This window comes from Mesorhizobium sp. WSM4906, assembly GCF_029674625.1.
Lineage (GTDB): Bacteria > Pseudomonadota > Alphaproteobacteria > Rhizobiales > Rhizobiaceae > Mesorhizobium.
Genome location: NZ_CP121355.1, coordinates 434,679 through 453,605, shown reverse-complemented (window position 1 = coordinate 453,605; position 18,927 = coordinate 434,679). Strand labels below are relative to the sequence as shown.

Annotated in this window: 13 protein-coding genes; 4 read left to right on the top strand and 9 right to left on the bottom strand. The window is 66.3% G+C overall.

What is annotated here, in order from left to right; translation table 11 throughout:
* Window positions 1–115 precede the first annotated feature (115 nt).
* The 4 genes from QAZ22_RS02055 to nagA are packed head-to-tail and all read left to right on the top strand — an operon-like array spanning window position 116 to window position 3,958.
* Complete coding sequence (locus QAZ22_RS02055) at window positions 116–997, top strand: N-acetylglucosamine kinase (RefSeq protein ID WP_278205324.1); 882 nt, start codon at window positions 116–118, stop codon at window positions 995–997.
* Window positions 994–1,773: a GntR family transcriptional regulator gene (locus QAZ22_RS02050; RefSeq protein ID WP_278075080.1), complete on the top strand. Its 780-nt coding sequence runs from the start codon at window positions 994–996 to the stop codon at window positions 1,771–1,773. Before QAZ22_RS02055 ends, QAZ22_RS02050 begins: the two co-directional genes overlap by 4 nt.
* Window positions 1,770–2,801: an SIS domain-containing protein gene (locus QAZ22_RS02045; RefSeq protein ID WP_278205323.1), complete on the top strand. Its 1,032-nt coding sequence runs from the start codon at window positions 1,770–1,772 to the stop codon at window positions 2,799–2,801. The genes QAZ22_RS02050 and QAZ22_RS02045 overlap by 4 nt, the downstream gene beginning before the upstream one ends.
* Entirely contained in the window at window positions 2,798–3,958 is a 1,161-nt protein-coding gene (gene nagA, locus QAZ22_RS02040) for an N-acetylglucosamine-6-phosphate deacetylase (RefSeq protein WP_278205322.1), read from the top strand. The genes QAZ22_RS02045 and nagA overlap by 4 nt, the downstream gene beginning before the upstream one ends.
* A 179-nt stretch (window positions 3,959–4,137) precedes the next feature.
* Here the strand turns inward: nagA and QAZ22_RS02035 are convergent, their stop codons facing one another.
* The 9 genes from QAZ22_RS02035 to QAZ22_RS01995 form a co-directional block, all read right to left on the bottom strand.
* On the bottom strand, window positions 4,138–5,658 hold the full coding sequence (locus QAZ22_RS02035) for a malonyl-CoA synthase (RefSeq protein WP_278205321.1): 1,521 nt from the start codon (window positions 5,656–5,658) through the stop codon (window positions 4,138–4,140).
* A 97-nt stretch (window positions 5,659–5,755) separates the two neighbouring features.
* The gene (locus tag QAZ22_RS02030) at window positions 5,756–6,499 is read right to left on the bottom strand and encodes a GntR family transcriptional regulator (RefSeq protein ID WP_278205320.1); all 744 of its coding nucleotides are present in this window, start codon (window positions 6,497–6,499) and stop codon (window positions 5,756–5,758) included.
* Window positions 6,500–6,735: 236 nt separating this feature from the next.
* The gene (rpe, locus tag QAZ22_RS02025) at window positions 6,736–7,413 is read right to left on the bottom strand and encodes a ribulose-phosphate 3-epimerase (protein WP_278205319.1); all 678 of its coding nucleotides are present in this window, start codon (window positions 7,411–7,413) and stop codon (window positions 6,736–6,738) included.
* 195 nt (window positions 7,414–7,608) lie between these two features.
* The gene (locus tag QAZ22_RS02020) at window positions 7,609–11,334 is read right to left on the bottom strand and encodes a hypothetical protein (RefSeq protein ID WP_278205318.1); all 3,726 of its coding nucleotides are present in this window, start codon (window positions 11,332–11,334) and stop codon (window positions 7,609–7,611) included.
* Window positions 11,331–13,319, bottom strand: coding sequence for a hypothetical protein (locus QAZ22_RS02015; RefSeq protein ID WP_278205317.1), 1,989 nt, complete (start codon window positions 13,317–13,319; stop codon window positions 11,331–11,333). Before QAZ22_RS02015 ends, QAZ22_RS02020 begins: the two co-directional genes overlap by 4 nt.
* Window positions 13,320–13,690: 371 nt before the next feature.
* On the bottom strand, window positions 13,691–14,632 hold the full coding sequence (locus tag QAZ22_RS02010; protein WP_278205315.1) for an alpha/beta hydrolase: 942 nt from the start codon (window positions 14,630–14,632) through the stop codon (window positions 13,691–13,693).
* Between the two features lie 214 nt (window positions 14,633–14,846).
* On the bottom strand, window positions 14,847–15,629 hold the full coding sequence (locus QAZ22_RS02005; protein ID WP_278205314.1) for a carnitinyl-CoA dehydratase: 783 nt from the start codon (window positions 15,627–15,629) through the stop codon (window positions 14,847–14,849).
* Window positions 15,622–17,700, bottom strand: a complete 2,079-nt coding sequence (locus QAZ22_RS02000) for an acetate--CoA ligase family protein (RefSeq protein WP_278205312.1) — start codon at window positions 17,698–17,700, stop codon at window positions 15,622–15,624. The genes QAZ22_RS02005 and QAZ22_RS02000 overlap by 8 nt, the downstream gene beginning before the upstream one ends.
* Before the next feature lie 63 nt (window positions 17,701–17,763).
* Window positions 17,764–18,927 (bottom strand): acyl-CoA dehydrogenase, encoded by a 1,164-nt coding sequence (locus QAZ22_RS01995; RefSeq protein ID WP_278075091.1) that lies wholly within the window; start codon window positions 18,925–18,927, stop codon window positions 17,764–17,766.

Genomic DNA, 18,927 nt, shown 5'->3' with positions numbered 1-18,927 from the left:
TAGCTGGCAAATTTCTGTGATTTTTCAATTTAATACGCCATAATCTTTTTTGAACCGAAATTAACGCTTGGCTATTGGTATTTTATTGGTATTATTCGGCGCGAGGAGAAATCGTGTGAAATTCGTGCTTGGCATCGATGGCGGCGGCACCAGCTGCAGGGCGGCCCTTGCGACCGTCGACGGCAACGTCGTCGGGCGCGCAAAAAGCGGTGCGGCCAACATCCGCACCGACCTCACCGGCGCGCGCGCCAACATCGTCGAGGCGGCAAGGCAGGCTTTTCTCGCCGCCGGCCAGGATCCGGAGCTGATCCCCGAGACGCCTGCCATTCTCGGCCTCGCCGGCGCCAACGTCGGCACCTACAGGCAGCAGCTGGAAGCGATCCTGCCCTTCAGCAAGAGCCGCGTCGAGACCGATGCCGAGATCGCGCTCGAAGGCGCTGTCGGGTCCGGTGACGGCGCCATGGCGATCCTCGGCACCGGCACCGCCTATATGGCGCGCAAGAACGGCAAGTCGCGCGCCATCGGCGGCTGGGGCTTCCAGGTCGGCGACCAGGGCAGCGGCGCGCGCATCGGCCGCGATCTGCTCGAGCAGACGCTGCTTGCCTATGACGGCATTCGCCCCGGCTCACCTTTGACAGACGCCATGCTCGCCGTGTTCCGCAACAATCCCGAGGACGTGGTCGAGTTCACCACCAATGCCAAGCCCGGCGACTTCGGCGGTTTCGCGCCCAAGGTCTTCGAGCATGCCGCCAAGGGCGACCTCGTCGCCAACTTTATCCTCGACAAGGCGGTTGCCGATGTCGAAGCCTCGCTCGGCGCGCTCGATCTCGCCGATGACGCGCCGCTGTGCCTGCTCGGCGGCCTGGCGCCGCTTTATGCGCCGCGCCTGTCGGCGCGCTATCAGGCGCTGCTGAAGGCCCCGCTCGACGACGCGCTCGGCGGCGCGGTGCAGATGGCCATACGCATCTTCGCCGGCAAATCGGGGGACGGCCGATGAGCGCCGCTGACCAGATCTTCGCCATGCTGAAGGAATCCTCGCAGAGCGGCGCGCCGCTCTATTTGCAGCTCAGAAAGAGCATCGAGGAAGCGGTCAATCGCGGACTGATCGGCCCTGGCGACGCGCTGCCCTCCGAGCGCGACATCGCCAGCAAGGCCGACATCTCGCGCGTCACCGTGCGCAAGGCGGTGCAGGATCTGGTCAAGGGCGGCATCCTCGTCCAGCGCCATGGCTCCGGCACCTTCGTCGCGCCGCGCATGGAGCGTGTCGAGCAGTCGCTGTCGAGGCTCACCTCCTTCACCGAGGACATGGCGCGCCGCGGCATGGTCGTGCGCTCGGCCTGGCTCGACCGCGGCCTCTATGCGCCTTCTCCGGACGAGATGATGGTGCTCGGTCTGTCGTCGAACGAGCTGGTGGCGCGTGTGGCGCGCCTGCGCATCGCCAACGACACGCCGCTGGCGATCGAGCGCGCCGCGCTCTCGGCCAGCGTCCTTCCCGATCCCGAGGCGATAGGCTCCTCGCTCTACGCGGCGCTGGAACTGACCGGCAACCGCCCGGTGCGGGCGGTGCAGCGCATCTCGGCCGCCAATCTCGGCGACGCCGACGCGCGCCTGCTCGAAGTGCCGCCGGGGGTTGCCGGCCTGCACATCGAACGTATTTCCTATCTGGCGAGCGGCAAGGTGATCGAGTTCACCCGCTCGATCTATCGGGGCGACGCCTATGACTTTGTCGCGGAACTCCGGCTGACCGGGCCGGGAGAGGAGATCCGGCCATGAGCGCAGCCACCACTCACATGCGGCGCGAGATCGAGGAGATCCCGGCGGCCACCGCCCGCCTGCTGGATGGCTCGGCCAAGGCGCTGGCCGAGGCCGGCCGCGGCCTTCGCGAGCGCGATCCGAATTTCGTCGTCACCGTGGCGCGCGGCTCGTCCGACCACGCGGCCACGTTCACGAAATATGCCGTGGAACTGACGGCCGGCCTCGCAGTCGCCTCGGTCGGCCCGTCGATCGCTTCCATCTACGGCGCGAAGCTCAGACTCCGCGGCTCGGCTTGCCTGGCGATCTCGCAGTCGGGCAAAAGCCCGGACATCGTCGCCATGGCCGAAACGGCGAGGGCCGGCGGTGCGCTGACCGTCGCCATCACCAACACGGCCGACTCGCCGCTGGCGCGCGCCTCGGACTACGCCATCGACATTCTCGCCGGGCCGGAGCGCAGTGTCGCGGCCACCAAGACCTTCGTCAATTCGGCCGTGGCCGCCCTGGCGCTGATGGCGCACAGCACTGGCGATCAGGCGCTGCTTTCAGCGCTTGCCCGCCTGCCCGAACATTTCGAAAAGGCCATAGCTTGCGACTGGATGGCGCTCGCCTCGGCACTCGAGGCCCCGCAGTCGCTGTTCATCCTCGGCCGTGGCCCGTCCCTCGCAATCGCCAGCGAGGCGGCGCTGAAGTTCAAGGAGACCTGCGCCATGCACGCCGAGGCCTACAGCGCAGCCGAGGTCATGCATGGGCCGCTGGCGCTGGTCGGACCGGGTTTCCCGGTCCTGGCGCTCGCCGCCCGTGACGCCTCGGAGCCTTCGGTGGCCGAGGCCGCCGACAGCGTGGCGGCCAAGGGCGCCGCTGCTTTCGTGACTTCCGACAAGGCAAAGAGCGCCAGGCTGCTGCCGCATGTGGCGACAGGCCACCCGCTGACCGACCCGCTGCCGCTGATCGTGTCTTTCTACGGCTTCGTCGAGGCCTTCGCGCGCCATCGCGGCCTCGACCCGGACATGCCGCGTAACCTGCGCAAGGTGACGGAAACCGTATGAGCGACCGTTTCGCCCTCACTGGCGCCCGCATCTTTGATGGCGCCGACTGGCATGACGATGCGGCGCTCGTCGTCAAGGACGGCTTGGTCGAGGCCATTCTGCCCACTGGCGCCATTCCGTCCGGCGTATCCTTGGTCGAGACTGGCGGCGGCCTGCTGGCTCCCGGCTTCGTCGACATCCAGGTCAATGGCGGCGGCGGCGTCATGCTCAACGATCATCCCGATGTCGCCTCGATCGAGACCATCTGCCGGGCGCATGCGCCGTTCGGCACCACGGCGCTGCTGCCGACGCTGATCACCGACACGCCGGCGATCACCGCCGCGGCCGTCGCCGCTGGCGCCGAGGCTGCGCGAAAGAAAGTTCAGGGCTTCCTCGGCCTGCACCTCGAAGGCCCGCATCTGTCCATAGCGCGCAAGGGCGCGCATGATCCGGCCCTCATCCGGCCGATGACGGATGCCGACCAGGCGGCGCTGATCGCCGCGCGCCGGGATCTGCCGGTGCTGCTCACCACGATTGCGCCGGAATCGGTCGAGCCGGCCCGCGTCACGGCGCTCGCCGGGGCCGGCATCATCGTCAGCCTCGGCCATTCCGACACCGACTACGCCACGGCAACGGCCTTCGCCGAAGCGGGTGCCTCGGTCGTCACCCATCTCTTCAACGCCATGAGCCAGATCGGCAATCGCGAGCCCGGACTGGCCGGAGCGGCCATCGACACAGGCGGTCTCTACGCCGGCATCATCGCCGACGGCATCCATGTCCATCCGGGCACGATGATGCTAGCGCTCAATGCCAAAAAGGGGCCGGGTAAGATCCTTTTGGTCACCGACGCCATGGCGACGATCGGCACCGACATGACCTCCTTCACCCTCAACGGTCGCACCATCTACCGCAAGGACGGGAGTCTCAGGCTCGCCGACGGCACGCTGGCCGGCGCCGACCTCGACATGATTTCGGCCGTGCGCTTCGTCCATCGCGTCGTCGGGCTCGATCTCGACGAGGCCCTGCGCATGGCCTCGCTCTATCCCGCCGAAGCGATCGGCCAAGCGCACCGCCTCGGCCGCTTCGCCAACGGCACGGCGGCAGACATTGTTGGTCTGTCGGCGGAGCTGGATGTCAGGAATGTCTGGATCGGCGGCGAGAAGGTTTTCGCAGCATAGGCCTATTCCTTCGTCATCCTCGGGCTTGACCCGAGGATCCATGCCGCAACCTCTGCCGTAGAGCGCAACGGTGCAGAATTCTGCAACCGCTACAACGCCTTAGCGTAACGGCATGGATCCTAGGGTCTGCGCGCGTCGCTTCGCTCCTTGCTTCGCCCTAGGATGACGACGCAGTATTATTAGCCGGCTTTGGCATAGATATCCTTATAGGCCTCGCGCAAAACATTCTTCTGCACCTTGCCCATCGTGTTGCGGGGCAATTCGTCGACGAAGATCACCTGCTTCGGATGCTTGTATTTCGCCAGCCGCCCGGCGATAGCGGCGGCGATATCGGCGGCGCTGATCGCCGATCCCGGCTTGCGTACCACCACTGCCGTGACTCCTTCGCCGAAATCCGGATGGGCGACGCCGATCACGGCGCTTTCGCTGACGCCGGCAAGCGCGTCGATCTCGCTCTCGATCTCCTTCGGGTAGACGTTGTAGCCGCCCGAGATGATCAGGTCCTTGCCGCGGCCGACGATGTGGACATAGCCGTCGGCATCGATCAGCCCGAGATCGCCGGTGATGAAGAAACCGTCGCTGCGGAACTCGGCCTTGGTCTTCTCCGGCATCCGCCAATAGCCGGCAAAGACGTTCGGCCCCTTCACCTCGATCATTCCGATCGCGCCCTGGGCCAGCGGCTCGGCCGTCTCGGGATCGGTGATGCGCAAGGATACGCCGGGCAAGGGAAAACCGACCGTGCCGGCGCGCCGCTCGCCGTCATAGGGGTTGGACGTGTTCATGTTGGTCTCGGTCATGCCGTAGCGTTCGAGGATGGCGTGCCCGGTGTGCTCTCGCCAGGCGTTGTGCGTTTCGGCAAGCAGCGGCGCCGAGCCGGAGATGAACAGCCGCATATGGCTCGCCGCATCTCTCGTCAGCCCGTCCTGCTGCAGGAGACGCACATAGAAAGTCGGCACGCCCATCAGCGCGGTGGCGCGAGGCAAAAGCGAAATGACACGCCCCGGATCGAACCTCCGTTCGAACAGCATCCTGGCGCCCGCCATAAGGATGACGTTGGTGGCAACGAACAGGCCATGCGTGTGGAAGATCGGCAGCGCGTGGATCAGCACGTCGTCGGCGCCGAAGCGCCAGTGCTCCACCAGCACGCGCGCGTTGGACGCGAGGTTCTCGTGGCTGAGCATGGCGCCCTTGGAGCGGCCGGTCGTGCCGGAGGTGTAAAGGATGGCGGCAAGATCGTCCGGACCGCGCGCCACATCCGCGAAATCCGTCGGCTGCCGCGCGGCGCGATCCGCGAGCGTGCCCCGCCCGTCGCGGCCAAGCGTCAGCGTTGCGGCTCCCGCCGCCGCGGCAAGCGCCTCGATATCCGACGCTTTTTCGGGATCGCAGACGACCAGCCGCGGTTCCGCGTCGCGGAAGAAATAGTCGAGCTCCGGCAGCGTGTAGGCGGTGTTGAGCGGCAGGAAGACGGCGCCGGTGCGTAAGGACGCGAGATAGAGGAGCAAGGCTTCCGGCGTCTTCTCCACCTGCACGGCGACCCGATCGCCAGGCTGGACGCCCGCCTGCACCAGCGCGTGCGCCAATTGCGCGGACCGTGCCAGCATGTCGCCATAAGAGATCGAACGCCCGTCGTCCGTCTCCATCAGCAGGCGACCGGGTGCCGGCATGCTGGCCCGAAAGGCGTCGAACAGATGGTTGGCCATGTCGTCCTCTGGCGTCGAATGCTCGCCGGAGCGAATATCAGATTTGCCGGCCAGAGCAATTCCAGGAAGAGTGCGTAACGGCCGCCCGCACGGGCAGCTATCTGCGGCCGCGTGAGGCCTTGGCTGAACCGGCTCTCTGATCGTAGCCCCGGTTGAGGCGCGCCATGCACATCTCGGCCGTCAGCCGGTAGTGATTGAGCAGGGCCTCGACCGCGCCGTCGGCATCGCCGTCCAGCGTCCGCTCGGCAATCGTGCGGTGTTCGCCAAGGTCGTCGCGTTCGGAGCCGGGGCCGCGCTGCGAGATCAGCCGGTAGCGGGAGGCCTGGTCGGAAAGCTGATCGCAAAAGCCGATCAGCCAATGCGACCGGCATGCCGAAATCAGCGCGCGATGGAAGGCGCGGTGCAGCGTCTCCCATTCTGGATTGTTGGTTGCCGGATCGTCGGGCTGGCGGCGCTCGGCGCGCGCCAGGCGGTGCAGGGCCAATACCAGCTGCTCTTCCCATTCGGCCGTGCGATGGGCGATGGATTCGCGCAAGGCGCGTTCTTCCAGCCAGCAGCGGGTGCGGGTGAGCTCCTCCAGCTCGGCCGCGCTCACCGGCATCAGGAAGAAGCCGCGCTGGTCATGGCGGCCAAGCAAGCCTTCGGCGGCAAGGCGGTTGAGCGCCTCGCGCACCGGCGACGCGCCGGCACCATAGCGGGAAACGACCCATTCGACGCGCAGCTTGCCCTCGGCCTCCAGGGCTCCGCGCAGCAGGTCCTCGCGGAGTTGATGATACACCGAGCTGGCCAGCGTGCTCTTGGCACCCTTGCCTTCGCCCGTATCGGCGTTTCCGTATGTCAATCGAACTCCCATTGCTTGCCCCTGTTTTGTCAGGGCCCATCGGCGAAGCAATCTCCGTACATGTATCATACAGCCGGGCACTGCCGCCTAAAAGCGGAAGGTGGCGATATTCGACTTTAAGAAATAAAAATCAGCCGGAAAAAGCTGACGTTGTTGGGCGGCTTGATATAACTCGGTATATTGAACAGGCGTTCAGCAGCGCTGCGGCTTTTGCTGGAAATAAGCTGTCGATGTCTTCAATTGGCGGCTTTGTCAGCTGCTGAACGGATTGCCTCGATATTTGCCCGATAGGCTTCGACCGTGCCGCCCTTGAAGATCGCCGCCCCCGCCACCAGCACGTCGGCGCCGGCGGCCGTCACCAGCGGTGCTGTCTCCGGCGAGACGCCGCCGTCGATCTCGACGCGGATCGGGCGGTTGCCGATCAACGCCTTCACCCGTCTCACCTTGTCGACGATCGCCGGGATGAACGCCTGTCCGCCGAAGCCTGGATTGACGGTCATGATCAGGATGAGGTCGAGCCGGTCGAGCACATATTCGATCGCCGTTTCCGGGGTCGCCGGGTTGAGCGAGACGCCGGCCTTCTTGCCGAGGCCTTTTATCGTCTGCAGCGAGCGATCGAGATGCGGGCCGGCCTCGGCGTGCACGGTCAGGCCGTCGCAGCCGGCCTCGGCGAAGGCGGCCAGGTAGGGATCGGCCGGCGCAATCATCAGATGGCAGTCGAAAAAGGCCTTCGTGCGATTGCGGATCGCCTTGATCACCGGCGGGCCGAAGGTGATGTTGGGCACGAAGTGACCGTCCATGACATCGAGATGGATCCAGTCGGCCCCGGCCGCCGCGACCGCCTCGACCTCATCGCCGAGCTTGGAGAAATCCGACGCCAGCACCGATGGCGCGATCAGGGTCTTCTTGCTCATGAAAGGCCTCTCCCGGCATCCACGTCGGCGCGCTGGGTTGCGCGCCTTCCTTGCGCGTCTGCCTAGACCATCGTCTGGTCAAGGGGAAGCATGTTTTCCGCATCGGTCGGCGGGCGTACGGGAACGCAGCTCCGGCGCGGGAAAGAAGGACCCGCCGGATTGCTCCGGCGGGTCTTTGTCTTCAGCCATCGGAAGCTACGGCTTGAAATTCTGGATGTTTGCGCCTGCCGGGTCCTGCAGCACCCGCCTCGGCTGGCGCTGCGGAACCAGCTGCTGCAGGATGTTCGGATTGAGCAGCAGGTCCGGACCGATCTCCACGCCCGGCCGCCTGCGGATCGGGAAGCAGTCCGGATACCGTCCGGTCGTCCCGACCGGGCAGCGCCGCCTGATGATCGGCTGGCAAATGCCGTCGATCATCTGCGAGCCCGGTGCGCATTCAGCGTCTTCGAACGTGCCGCACCTGCCTTCTATCACCTCGGTGCCACGCGGGCATACACAGGCGCCGCGTTTGTTGAGGACCTGGCCGCGGATGGAGCATGCCTGCGGCTTCCTGACCGGCGCACAGACCTTGCCCCGCACCTCCGTCCCCTTCGGGCAGACGCAGTCGCCGTCGGCATTGCGCACCTGGCCGCGGATGCGGCACTGGCTGGGCGGCTGCCGGTCGGGCATACAGGCCTTGGCCGCCCGGTCGAGATGCGTGCCGTCGGGGCAGACGCAGCCGTTCGCCGTCGGCACCGCACCGCGGATCGTGCATTTCGGCGGCGTGACCTGGCAGACGCCGTTCACCAGCTCGCCGCGCCGGCACACGCAATTGCCGTCCTGGTCGCGGTATTGGCCGGGACGCAGCGTGCATTGCGGCTCCTGCGGCTGCTCGCTTTGCACGCACTTGCCGTTTTCCAGCTCCGTGCCGCGCGGGCAGACGCAGCGCCCGTCCTCGGTGCGGATCTGGCCCTTGAGCAGGACGCAGCGCGGCGGCACCGGCAGCGGCTGCAGCTTGCCGCCGCCGGAACTGCACTGGCCGTTGCGGAAGGTCGTGCCGTCCGGGCAGGCGCAGCGGCCAGCCGCGTTCAGCACCATGCCGTTCGAGCACTGGTTCTTCACCTCACGCTTGATGGTGAAGGGGTGGCAGGCATAGGCCTTGCCGCGGCCGACCTGCCCGTTGGTTGGGGCAGGCGACAGCACGTCGCCGCCGCTTTGCACCGGCGTGTTCGGCGACAGCACGCCGACGCAGTTCTGTCCGCTGACCGTGCCCTGCAGATTGGCAAGCCGCGCATCGTCGGGAAGCACCACGATGACATGGTGCGTGTGGCTTTCGCCGGCGCTGAGCGTCAGGTTGGCGATGCAGGATGCCGGCAGCGTCACCGGCTCCGGCGAGCAGCCGAAGGGCGGGTCGACAGAGGTAATCTGGAGACCTTCCAGGCGGCCGATGCCGTCCAGGCCGATCGCATCGCCAATGCGAACCGGGCCGGAGAAGGCGTTCGGCCCGTCATTCGTGATGGTGATCTCGAACGAGCAGTGTTGGCCCGGCTGGCATTCGCTGTCGCCGGTCTTCTCGACACGCAGCGTCGAGGTACCGCCGCCCTTGGCGCAGGCCTGGCCGATCGGATAGACGATGTCGTCACCCGGCGCCGGCCCATAGGAGCCGCGCGCGCAGTTCTCGAATTCGCCATTGCCGCTCACCGTCACGTCGAAGTGCCGGCTGGTTCCGGGCGTCATGACGGCGCCGGGAAACTGGCACGACAGCGTGTTGGCGGGCACCGGCCCGCAGGCCCATTCCGCGCCGTCCGCGGTGATGGTCTGGATAGCGACCGGCGCGCCGCCTGATGCCAGCGTTGCGGTATCATCGACCCGCACCAAGCCGGTGGGAGCAGCCGTGCCGGCGTTGCTGACGGTGATGCGGCAGGAAACCGAAGCCGCGCCGGCAAGCGAGGCGCCGCACGTCTTGGTGATGCGCAGGCCGGGCTGGCCGCCATTCGGATGGCGGATGCGCTCGGTCGCGCAGGCCTTGTTGTTGGCGAGGTCGGCTTCGCCGGGAATGGCCTTCACCTCGGCGCAGTTCTCGACCATGTCCGGCCGGTAGTTTGCCGGTATCACCGCCTTGACCACGATCGGCGTCGAGGCGCCGGGAGGTAGGGAGATGCCGGCATTGTCGCAGCGGAACTGGCCGGGGCCGTTCGGCCCGCAGGTCCAAGGCGGGCTCGGCCCGAAGGTCGATGAGGTCGGCGCGCCGCCTGGATAGGTGTCGATCACCGTCAGCGGCCCGTGATAGGTGCCGGTGCCGTTGTTGATGATGTCGATCACGAAAGTGCAGATCTCGTCCGACGTGCAGACCGGGATGCGGGCGCGCTTCTTCAGGATCAGGTCAACCTTCTTCTCGACCGGAGGCTGGCACTGCGGGTCGCGATCGCCGCGGCGGCAGATCGGGATCGAGGCGCAGCCGCGGTCGTTCTGCTGGCTGCCGAACAGCGGCTTGCCGCTGGCCTGGTAGTCATAGGCGGCGCAGTTGCGCAGCACGCTGCCTTGCCAGCCGCCGGCCGGCTTGAAGCCGAGCTTGAGGACGACGGAGGCGCCGGGATTGAGTGTCGTGACCGGATGTGTGCAGGTCATCGGCGTCGTTCCGGGCACGCAGACCCAGGGCGGGTTCGGCCCCGAGGACAGCATCGAACCGGCCGGCAACGTCACCTCGTCGAGCACGATCTTGCCGTTGTAGGGCCCATCGCCGACATTGGTGACCGTGATGGTGAAGTCGCAGCCGCCGGCCATCGTGCAGCGCGGCACCCCTGCCCACTTCTCCACCTTGAGATCGGGCCGCTTTTCAGGCGGGCACTTGAGATCGCGCGGAATGACGATGTCGATCTCCTGCGTGCAGCAAAGTCCCCAGCCTTCCTTCGGCCCGGCATGGCTGTCGATGCCGGTGACGACGAGATGGATGGCCTCGCCCGGCGAAGCGCCGATGATCTTCCAGTTCAGCACGCCGCCGCCGGCAGGCACCTGCTGCGTGTCGGGCACGATGGTGATGCCTGGTGTCGTCGTCGACGCCTGCACCCATTTGCCGCCCATCTCCGGCCCGACCGGCATGTGGTAGATGAAGGCGCCGCCGCCGGGCACGCAGTCGACCGTGCCGCGCTCGACCTTGAAGCATTCCTTGGCCGGAGGCGGCGGGTTGCACTTGGTCAGGTCGATCTTGATCGAGGTCTTGACGCCGGTGAGGAAATCGCCGTCGTCGGGCTTGTCCGGATCCTGCGACGGGATCGTGGTTGCCGGGCCGCCCCTGAAGGCCGCTTCGATCAGGCCCTGGTTGTCGGCCGTCGCCGGCGCGGGAAAGGCGGCATGGTCTATCTTGGCCGTGATCCGGAAGGTGATGACGCGTTCATTTGCGGCGCCGGCGCCGTCGAGGTTGGAAGCGCTGATCCGGAAGTTGGTGACGCTCGCCGTATCGTTCGGGTCGGCCGATGTGCTGATCGCAGCAGCGGGCAGCGGCCCGCCGGAGGCGCTGGTGCCGTCGCCGGCGACATCGACGCTGACGATCTGCAAGCCGTGCGGAAGCTGGTCCTTGAAGTCGAGCCGCGTCGCTTTCAGCAGCGCCGCCACGCTTGGTCGGTCGAAGTCCTGCGGATCACCGTGGATGCCGAAGCTCAGGACATATTCGACGGAATCACAGCCTCTCTGGCCGCCTCTCTTGGTGAAGAACGGCACGATTCGTGCGAGCTCCGGATTGATGCCGTGCTGTGCAAGGGCGGGTTCTGGATTGGCGGCAGGAGCCTTGTCTTGGGCGAGCGCCGGCAATGCCGGCATCATGGCGACGGCGACACCGGCCGCCATCAGCCAGCGCGCGCCGCGCCTGGCGTATGACAGGGGTTTCGTGATCGTCTCCATGAGGGTTCTGCGCCAAGCAAGGCGGGAAAGGACGGGACTGTTCATCTTTCCCTCCCTTCGCAACTGACGTCCGGCGTTCTGAGCGGCAGCGTCATCTTGCAGCAAGGATAGTAGCCGCCCTTGTCCTGGTCGGACTTCCGGTAGAAGCAGAGCCCGACATTGACGGTCTCGCCCGGATTATGGCCTGTGATGTCGATCGTGTAGGGCTTGCCCGGAGCGTGCGAGATGGGTGAGGTCACCGCGACGCCGGGCGTTTTGGACAAAGCCTTGATCGAATCGCCGCCTAAGCCGGCATGGTCATGGAGATAGAGATCCGCCTGGAGGCCGCGTGGTGTGCAGAAATACTGCACGTCCGCAACATCGAGACATGGCGGCAGGTTGCCGGGCGGTAGGAAGTCCGGCGGATAGAACGGGGGCAGATAGCCGCCCGGGATTTCCTCGTAGTAGCCGGCGCGGCCTTCGCAGGGGCGCCAGACCCTGACGTCGCCGACATGACCCTGGACGTCGGGGTCTTCGAAATAGCCGTCGAAGTCGACGAACCATGAGCCGAAAGGCGGCACGTTAGCCGGCTTGACCAGCGCGCTCGGCGTCAGTTGCACGCCATGCACGGCAAGCGGCCCGCCGGCGGCGAGCCGCTCGGCAAGTTCGGGATTGTCGCGCAGTTTGTCGCCGGTGTTGACGACCGTGTCGGTGCAAACCGAGGTGTCGAGATTGCCTTCGGCATCGTAGCGGTATTGCAGGTCGACGCCCCCGGCCGACTGGCGATTGCCTTGCGGGAAGCCGATCGCATATTCCTGCGGCACTTCCACCCAGACCGATTCCGTCGCCGGATCGTCCGGATCCTCGCGCTGGTAGCGGATGACCTCGCCTTTGCCGGAATCGGCGAAGCGGCCGTAGTCGTAGCGGTTTTCCGCCGGGCCGCGCTGGGCGAGGTACATGAAGCCCTTGTTGTCGAAGGCGATGTCGGTGACGGCGTAGTCCTGGTCGGCCTTGACCGTCAGCTCCCAGCGCGGATCGACGGCAAAACTTCCGTCGCTCGCAATGCCGACCGACCAGATTTCGGCTTTCTCGCCGACGGAATAGTAAAGTCGGCCGCCATGATAGGCGATAGCCCAGACGCGGCGCGCATCCTGCGTATAACCCCAGGTCTCGGGGTCTTCGCTGTCGAAGGCGGCGGCCTGGATGTCCATCACGGCGCCGTCGTCGGCGACCGGGGCCAGCCCATGCGCCGGACGCCCGGCAACGCCATGGTCGAACGTGTCAATCAGATTGCCGTCGACGTCGATGCGATGGATCAGGCCGGTGTCGAGATCCGAAGCGAAGAACTCGCGATGGGTCGGGTCGAAGGCAAGGTTGCCGATGCCAGGCCCGCTATTGGTGTCGATGTCGGCGAATTTCGATACTGCGCCCGAAATGCCGTCGATCTTCCAGATCGTGCCCGGTCCGCCGCCGTCTTCGGTGCCGAACTGGCCGTCCATGAAGACTGCGCCCGCGGTGCCGCGGCGCTGCCGCTCGGGGCGGCCGTCGTCGTCGGCGTCCGGCGTGACGATCTCGATGCCGTGCAGCGAGGTCGCCGCGGCATAGAGATCGGGGATGCCCGATGGCACGCCATCGCGCACGCCGTCGTCATAGGTGAGGCCAAACACCTCGCCGACCTGGCCTGCCGTCACCTCGAAAGGCGGCGGCGTGTAGACGAGTTGGCCGGAGGCCGCGCCACCGAGACGCGAGACATTGAAAATCCGCAACGAGGCTTGCGAAGTGTCGATGAAGGTTTCGTCGACCGGGTCGACGCCGGGCGACAGGCCCCCTTTTCCCGAATCGGAGGAGTCGAAATCTGGAATGACGGTGCCGGGAAAGCCGGTCACCGCCATCGAGCCGGGATAGATGATCTGCGTTTCCTGGGCTTTCGCTGCGCTGCTTAGCCAGAGGCTGGCGGACAGCGCCAGCGCCAGGATTCCGCTGGCCGTCACTATGGCGCGGCGCAAACCGCTGGCGCGAGAAGCCACGAACGAGCCGCGGTCGCAAGACATTGAGCTCCCCCCGAAGTCGTCGGAAGAACCCCCGATTTTCGCCGCGCAAGTCAAAGCAAGTCGCAGCGTTCCGGCTCGTTCGTCCCTGATAGAATTGTCTGTTTTCCGCTTGGTCACGATACGCCGGCTCCCCGGCAGGGTCAACGGAAGCAGCCGGAAGCCGAGCGTATCGACCCGCTCCCCAAAGCGATGGTCGCGATGGGCTCCTGTTGTTCCCGGAGACCGCCGAGTCTCTGGGCTTCTGGTCATTGGGGTTCCTTTCCAGTCCGCACGGTTGCGGTGTGCCTGGCCGTCAGTCGCGGCCCGAGACGGAAAGGTTCAATGCGAGGAATAGGGCGAGGCGGAAGGTCTGTCCTCGCCGCTCGGGAAAGTCACCAGATCCATTCGCCTTTGCCGAGCGTGGAGACCGCCTCGACGATACGCGTGAAGCTGGCGCGTGCCCGGCCGACCGTATGGCGGGCCCGGAGATAGCCGTGCACCAGCCGCGGCTCCTCGAACCAGTAGGCATGGCCGCCCGCCGCGACGACGCGGTCGCGATAAGCCTCGCCGTCGGACGACAGCGGGTCGCATTGTGCGGTGATCAGCACGGTCGGAGGCAGGTAGGCAAAATTGGCGTCGGCGAGCGGATACAGCGTGATGTCGCCGGTCCGGTCGACGCCGCCGGTGCGAATATGCTTGTAGAATTCGATATCGCGTGCGGTCAGCATCGGCGCCTCGGCATGCGTGACGTAGGACCCCTTGGAGTGGTCGCCGCCGAGGCTGGGATAGATCAGCAGCTGGGCCGCCGGCTTCTTCACATGACCGCGCGTCGCGTGGGCAATGGCGGCGCAGAGATTGCCGCCGGCGCTGTCGCCGCAGAGCAGGACCGGGCAGTCATAGGTCCTGGCAGCCCATTCGAAGGCGCTAAGCACGTCGTCGAAGGCGGCGGGGTGGAGATGTTCCGGCGCCAGACGGTAATCGACCGAGACCACCTCGTAGCCGGTGCGGGCGCAGAGTTCGGCGCAGACATCGTCATGGCTGTCCAATCCGCCGAGAATGAAGCCGCCGCCATGGGCATAGAGCACCATCGCGGCCTTGTCCGGTTCCGCGTTGCGATAGATGCGGATCGGGATGCTGTTGGTCGGCGTGGGGATGGCGGTCGTTTCCGTCGTCACGCCATGCGGGTAGCCGGCGAAAAACTCCCGGCACATCCGGTCGTAGATCGCCCGCTGTTCGGCGATCGTGTAGTCGATCGTGTCCGGGGGGTAATAGGAATTGGTCTTCTCGATGAAGGCCCAGGTCTCGGCGTCGATGAGTTTTCTGTAATCGGTCATGCCGGCCGCATCGATTGGAGAGGTCGAGCCCGGGCACCCCCCTCTGGCCTGCCGGCCATCTCCCCCGCAAGGGGGGAGATTGGATGTCGCGAAGGCTTTCGCCAATCTCCAACATTGCAGAAAGGGCGATGCGGGCGAAGCTGCCAATCTCCCCCCTTGAGGGGGAGATGCCCGGCAGGGCAGAGGGGGGTGCCTCGCGCCGTCATCTCCGCCGTTATCGTCCCTTCCACACCGGGTCGCGCTTCTCCGCGAACGCCCGGAAACCCTCCATGTTGTCTTCCGAACCATAGAGGGTATCGACCGTCGGCAACTGCCTGCGCGTCACCTTGTTCATCGCATCCTGGAAGGTCAGCGCCTCGGCCACGCGCGCCGTCTCCTTGATCGCGGCGAAGACCAGCGGCGGACCGCTGGCGAGCAGCCTGGCGATCTCCCAGACGCGGTCCTCGAGCTTCTCCTTGGGCAGCACCTCGTTGACCAGGCCCCAGCGATGCGCTTCCGCCACATCCATCCAGCGGCCGGTGAACAAAAGGTCCATGGCGATATGGTAGGGGATGCGCTTCGGCAGCTTGATGGTGGCTGCGTCGGCCAGCGTGCCGGCGCGGATCTCGGGCAGCGCGAAGGAAGAGTGGTCCGAGGCATAGATCAGGTCGCAGGACAGCGCCAGCTCGAAGCCGCCGCCCACCGCCATGCCGTTGACGCAGGCGATGACCGGCTTGTTCAGGTCGCGCAGTTCCTGCAGCCCGGCAAAGCCGCCGACGCCGTAGTCGCCGTCGACCGCGTCGCCGGCGGCGGCCGCCTTCAGGTCCCAGCCGGCGCTGAAGAACTTGTCGCCGGCAGTCTTGACGATGGCGACGCGCAAGCTGGCATCGTCGCGGAACGCCTTGAACGTCTCGCCCATCAGCCGCGACGTCTTGAGGTCGATGGCATTGGCCTTCGGCCGGTCGAGCGTCACTTCGAGGATGGTGCCTTCGCGGCGAGTGGTGATGACGTCAGCCATTCTTCTTTTCTCCAAGCACCAATAGCGCATCGGCGATCCAGGCGCCCTTGCCTTCGGCGCAGACGATCAGCGGATTGATGTCGAGCTCTTCGATCTCGCCTTCATTCTTCTGCACGAAGTCGGCAATGCCGGCGATGGCGTCGATGGCGGCCTGGACATCGGCCTTGGGTCGACCGCGATAGCCTTCGAGCAGGGGATAGAGCTTGAGCCCCCGCAATGCCGCCTCGATGTCGTCGCGCGTCGCCGGCAGCATCAGGGTCACGCTGTCGCGCAACAGCTCGACCAGCACGCCGCCGGTGCCCAGCGTCATCACCGCACCGAACATCGGGTCGCGGGTGAAGCCGACAATCAGCTCGGCGACGCCGTCGCGCACCATGCGTTCGGCATAGAGCCCCGTGCCGAGCGGCAGGAGGTCATGCGCCGCATTGCTGACGGATTCCGCGTCCTTGAGGTTGAGCCGCACCGCGCCGAGTTCCGATTTGTGGGTCACGCCCAGCGCCTTCAGCGCCACCGGGAAGCCGAGCGCCATCGACGAGATCACGGCCTCGACCGCGTTGGAAGCGCGCTCGCCCCTAGGCACCGGCAGGCCGGCCTCGATCAGGCGTGCCTTGGCTTCGGCCTCGTCGGGGGCGATATGCTTGCCATCGGTCGCGCCGGCCGCCGTGGTGTCGACCGGCTGCGCCTGTGGCTCACGCCACGCCCAGCCGATGAAGGCTGCCGCCTGCGCGGCATCCATCGCCTCGGAAATGCCGAACAAGGGCACCATGCCGCGCGCCATCAGCCCGGCGGTATATTCCTCCGGCAGGTTCTCCGGCAATGAGGAGACTATCGCGCCTTGCGCCCTGTTGGTCTTCAGCGCCGCCTCGAAGGCGCGCAGCGTCGCCCACCAGTCGGTGTCGGAGCAGCGGTCGGGGCGCGGGAAGTCGAGCACCAGCATGTTGAGGTCGAAGCCGCCCGACACCATGGCGGTGAAGGTGGCCGTCATCGCCGGCTCGTTGTTCCAGATGAAGGTGTGGTAGTCGAGCGGGTTGGCGACCGCGACCAGCGGCCCGAGCGTCGATTTGACATGGGCGCGGTGCTCGGCCGTCATCGCCGGGAAATGCACCCAGCGCCCTTCCGCGCTGTCGGCCATCACCGATGCCTCGCCGCCCGAGCAGCTCATCGACGACAGTCTGTAACCGGGCAAAGGTCCGGTGATGTGCAAGAGCTTCAGCGCCTCGATGAAGGCCGGAATGGAATCGACGCGCGCGATGCCCAGACGCTTCAGGAAGGCGCCGGAGGCGGCGTCGGAACCGGCGAGCGAGGCGGTGTGCGACACCGTCGCCTGCCTGGCCTGTTCGGAACGGCCGACCTTCATGGCGATGATCGGCTTTTTCAGCTCGCGGGCTCTCGCCGCCAGCCGCTCGAAGCCGGCGACCGAGTCGAAAGCCTCGATATGCAGGCCAAGCGAGGTGACGCGCTCGTCCTCGATCAGGCCGAGCGCCATTTCGGAGAGGCCGGTCTGCGCCTGGTTGCCGGCCGTCATCAGGAAGGCGATCGGCAGGCCGCGTTTCTGCATCGTCATGTTGATGGCGATGTTGGACGACTGCGTGATGATGGCGACACCCCTGCCGCCCTTAGGCAGCCTGATGCCGCCATGCTGGTCGGGCCACAAAAGCGCGCCGTCGGCATAGTTGATCAGGCCGTAGCAGTTCGGGCCGATGATCGGCATCTGGCCTGCGGCGGCAACGAGCTCCGCCTGCAGCCGCTCGCCGTCCTCGTCATAGGCTTCGGTCTCGAGGAAGCCCGCCGCGAAGCATACAGCGCCGCCTGCGCCGCGCTCGGCCAGCGCCTTGACGACCTCGATGGTGAGATGGCGGTTGACGCCGACAAAGGCGGCGTCCGGCGCGCCGGGCAGGTCGGCGACGGAGCGGTAGGCCTTGCGGCCGGCGACCTCGTCCTTGGTCGGATGCACAGGCCAGATCTCGCCGGCAAAGCCCATCTTGATCGACTGCGCCACGACGGCGGCGGCCTGCGCCCCGCCGAACACGGCGATCGATTTCGGGCGCAGGAGACGTTCGAGTTTATGCATGGTCATCTTTTCGTTTGAGCGCGATCTTTCCCAAACCGGGTTCCGGCTTGGGGCGATCATGCTCTAAGCACCGAACGGACGCAGCAACGCCCGCGAAATAATATGTCGCTGAATCTCCGACGTGCCTTCCCAGATGCGCTCGACGCGGGCGTCGCGCCAGATGCGCTCGAGCGGCAGGTCGTCCATCAGCCCCATGCCGCCATGGATCTGGATCGCCTCGTCGGCAACGAAAGCCAGCATCTCGGTGGCCTTCAGCTTGGCCATCGCCATGTCCTGATCGGTGACGGTGCCCTGATCGTACTTCCAGCCGGCTTCGAACACCATCAGATCGGCGGCCTTCAGTTCCGTCGCCATGTCGGCGAGCTTGAACGAGACGCCCTGGAACTTGCCGATCTGCTGGCCGAACTGCTGGCGCTGCGCGGCATATTCGATGGCGTGCGAAAGCGCGCGCTCGGCGCGGCCGAGGCAGGTGGCTCCGACCTGGAGCCGCGTGGCTCCGAGCCAGGAGTTCGCCACCTCGAAGCCCTTGTGCACCTCGCCGAGAATCTGGCTCGCCGGCAGCCGGCAATCGTCGAATTCGAGGATCGAGTTGGTGTAGCCACGATGCGAGACGTTGCGGTAGCCGTCGCGCACCGTGAAACCCTTGGTGCCCTTGTCGACGAAGAAGGCGGTGATCTTCTTGCGCTTGCCGCGCGGCGAATCCTCCTCGCCCGAGGCCATGAAACAAATCGCGAAGTCGGCGATGTCGGCATGGCTGATGAAGTGCTTGGTGCCGTTGAGCACCCAGTCCGAGCCGTCCTGCACCGCGGTCGCCTTCATGCCGCGCAGGTCGGAGCCGGCGCCGGGCTCGGTCATCGCCAGGCAGTCCCACTTCTCGCCGCGGATGCAGGGGAAGAGATATTTCTCGCGCTGCTCCGGCGTGCCGGCGAGCAGGATGTTGGACGGCCGCGCCACGCAGGTCCAGTGCAGCGCGTAATTGGCGCGGCCGAGCTCCTTTTCGTAGAGCAGCCAGCTCACCGTATCGAGGCCGGCGCCGCCGACATCGGCCGGCATGTTGGCGGCGTAGAGCCCGGCCGCGATCGCCTTGGCCTTCAGCTCGTCGATGAGTTCGCGGCGCAGCACGCCGGTGCGCTCCACCTCGCGCTCATGCGGGTAAAGCTCGTTCTCGACGAAGGCGCGCGTCGTTTCGACGATGAGCTTCTGTTCTTCCGAAAGACCGAAATGCAT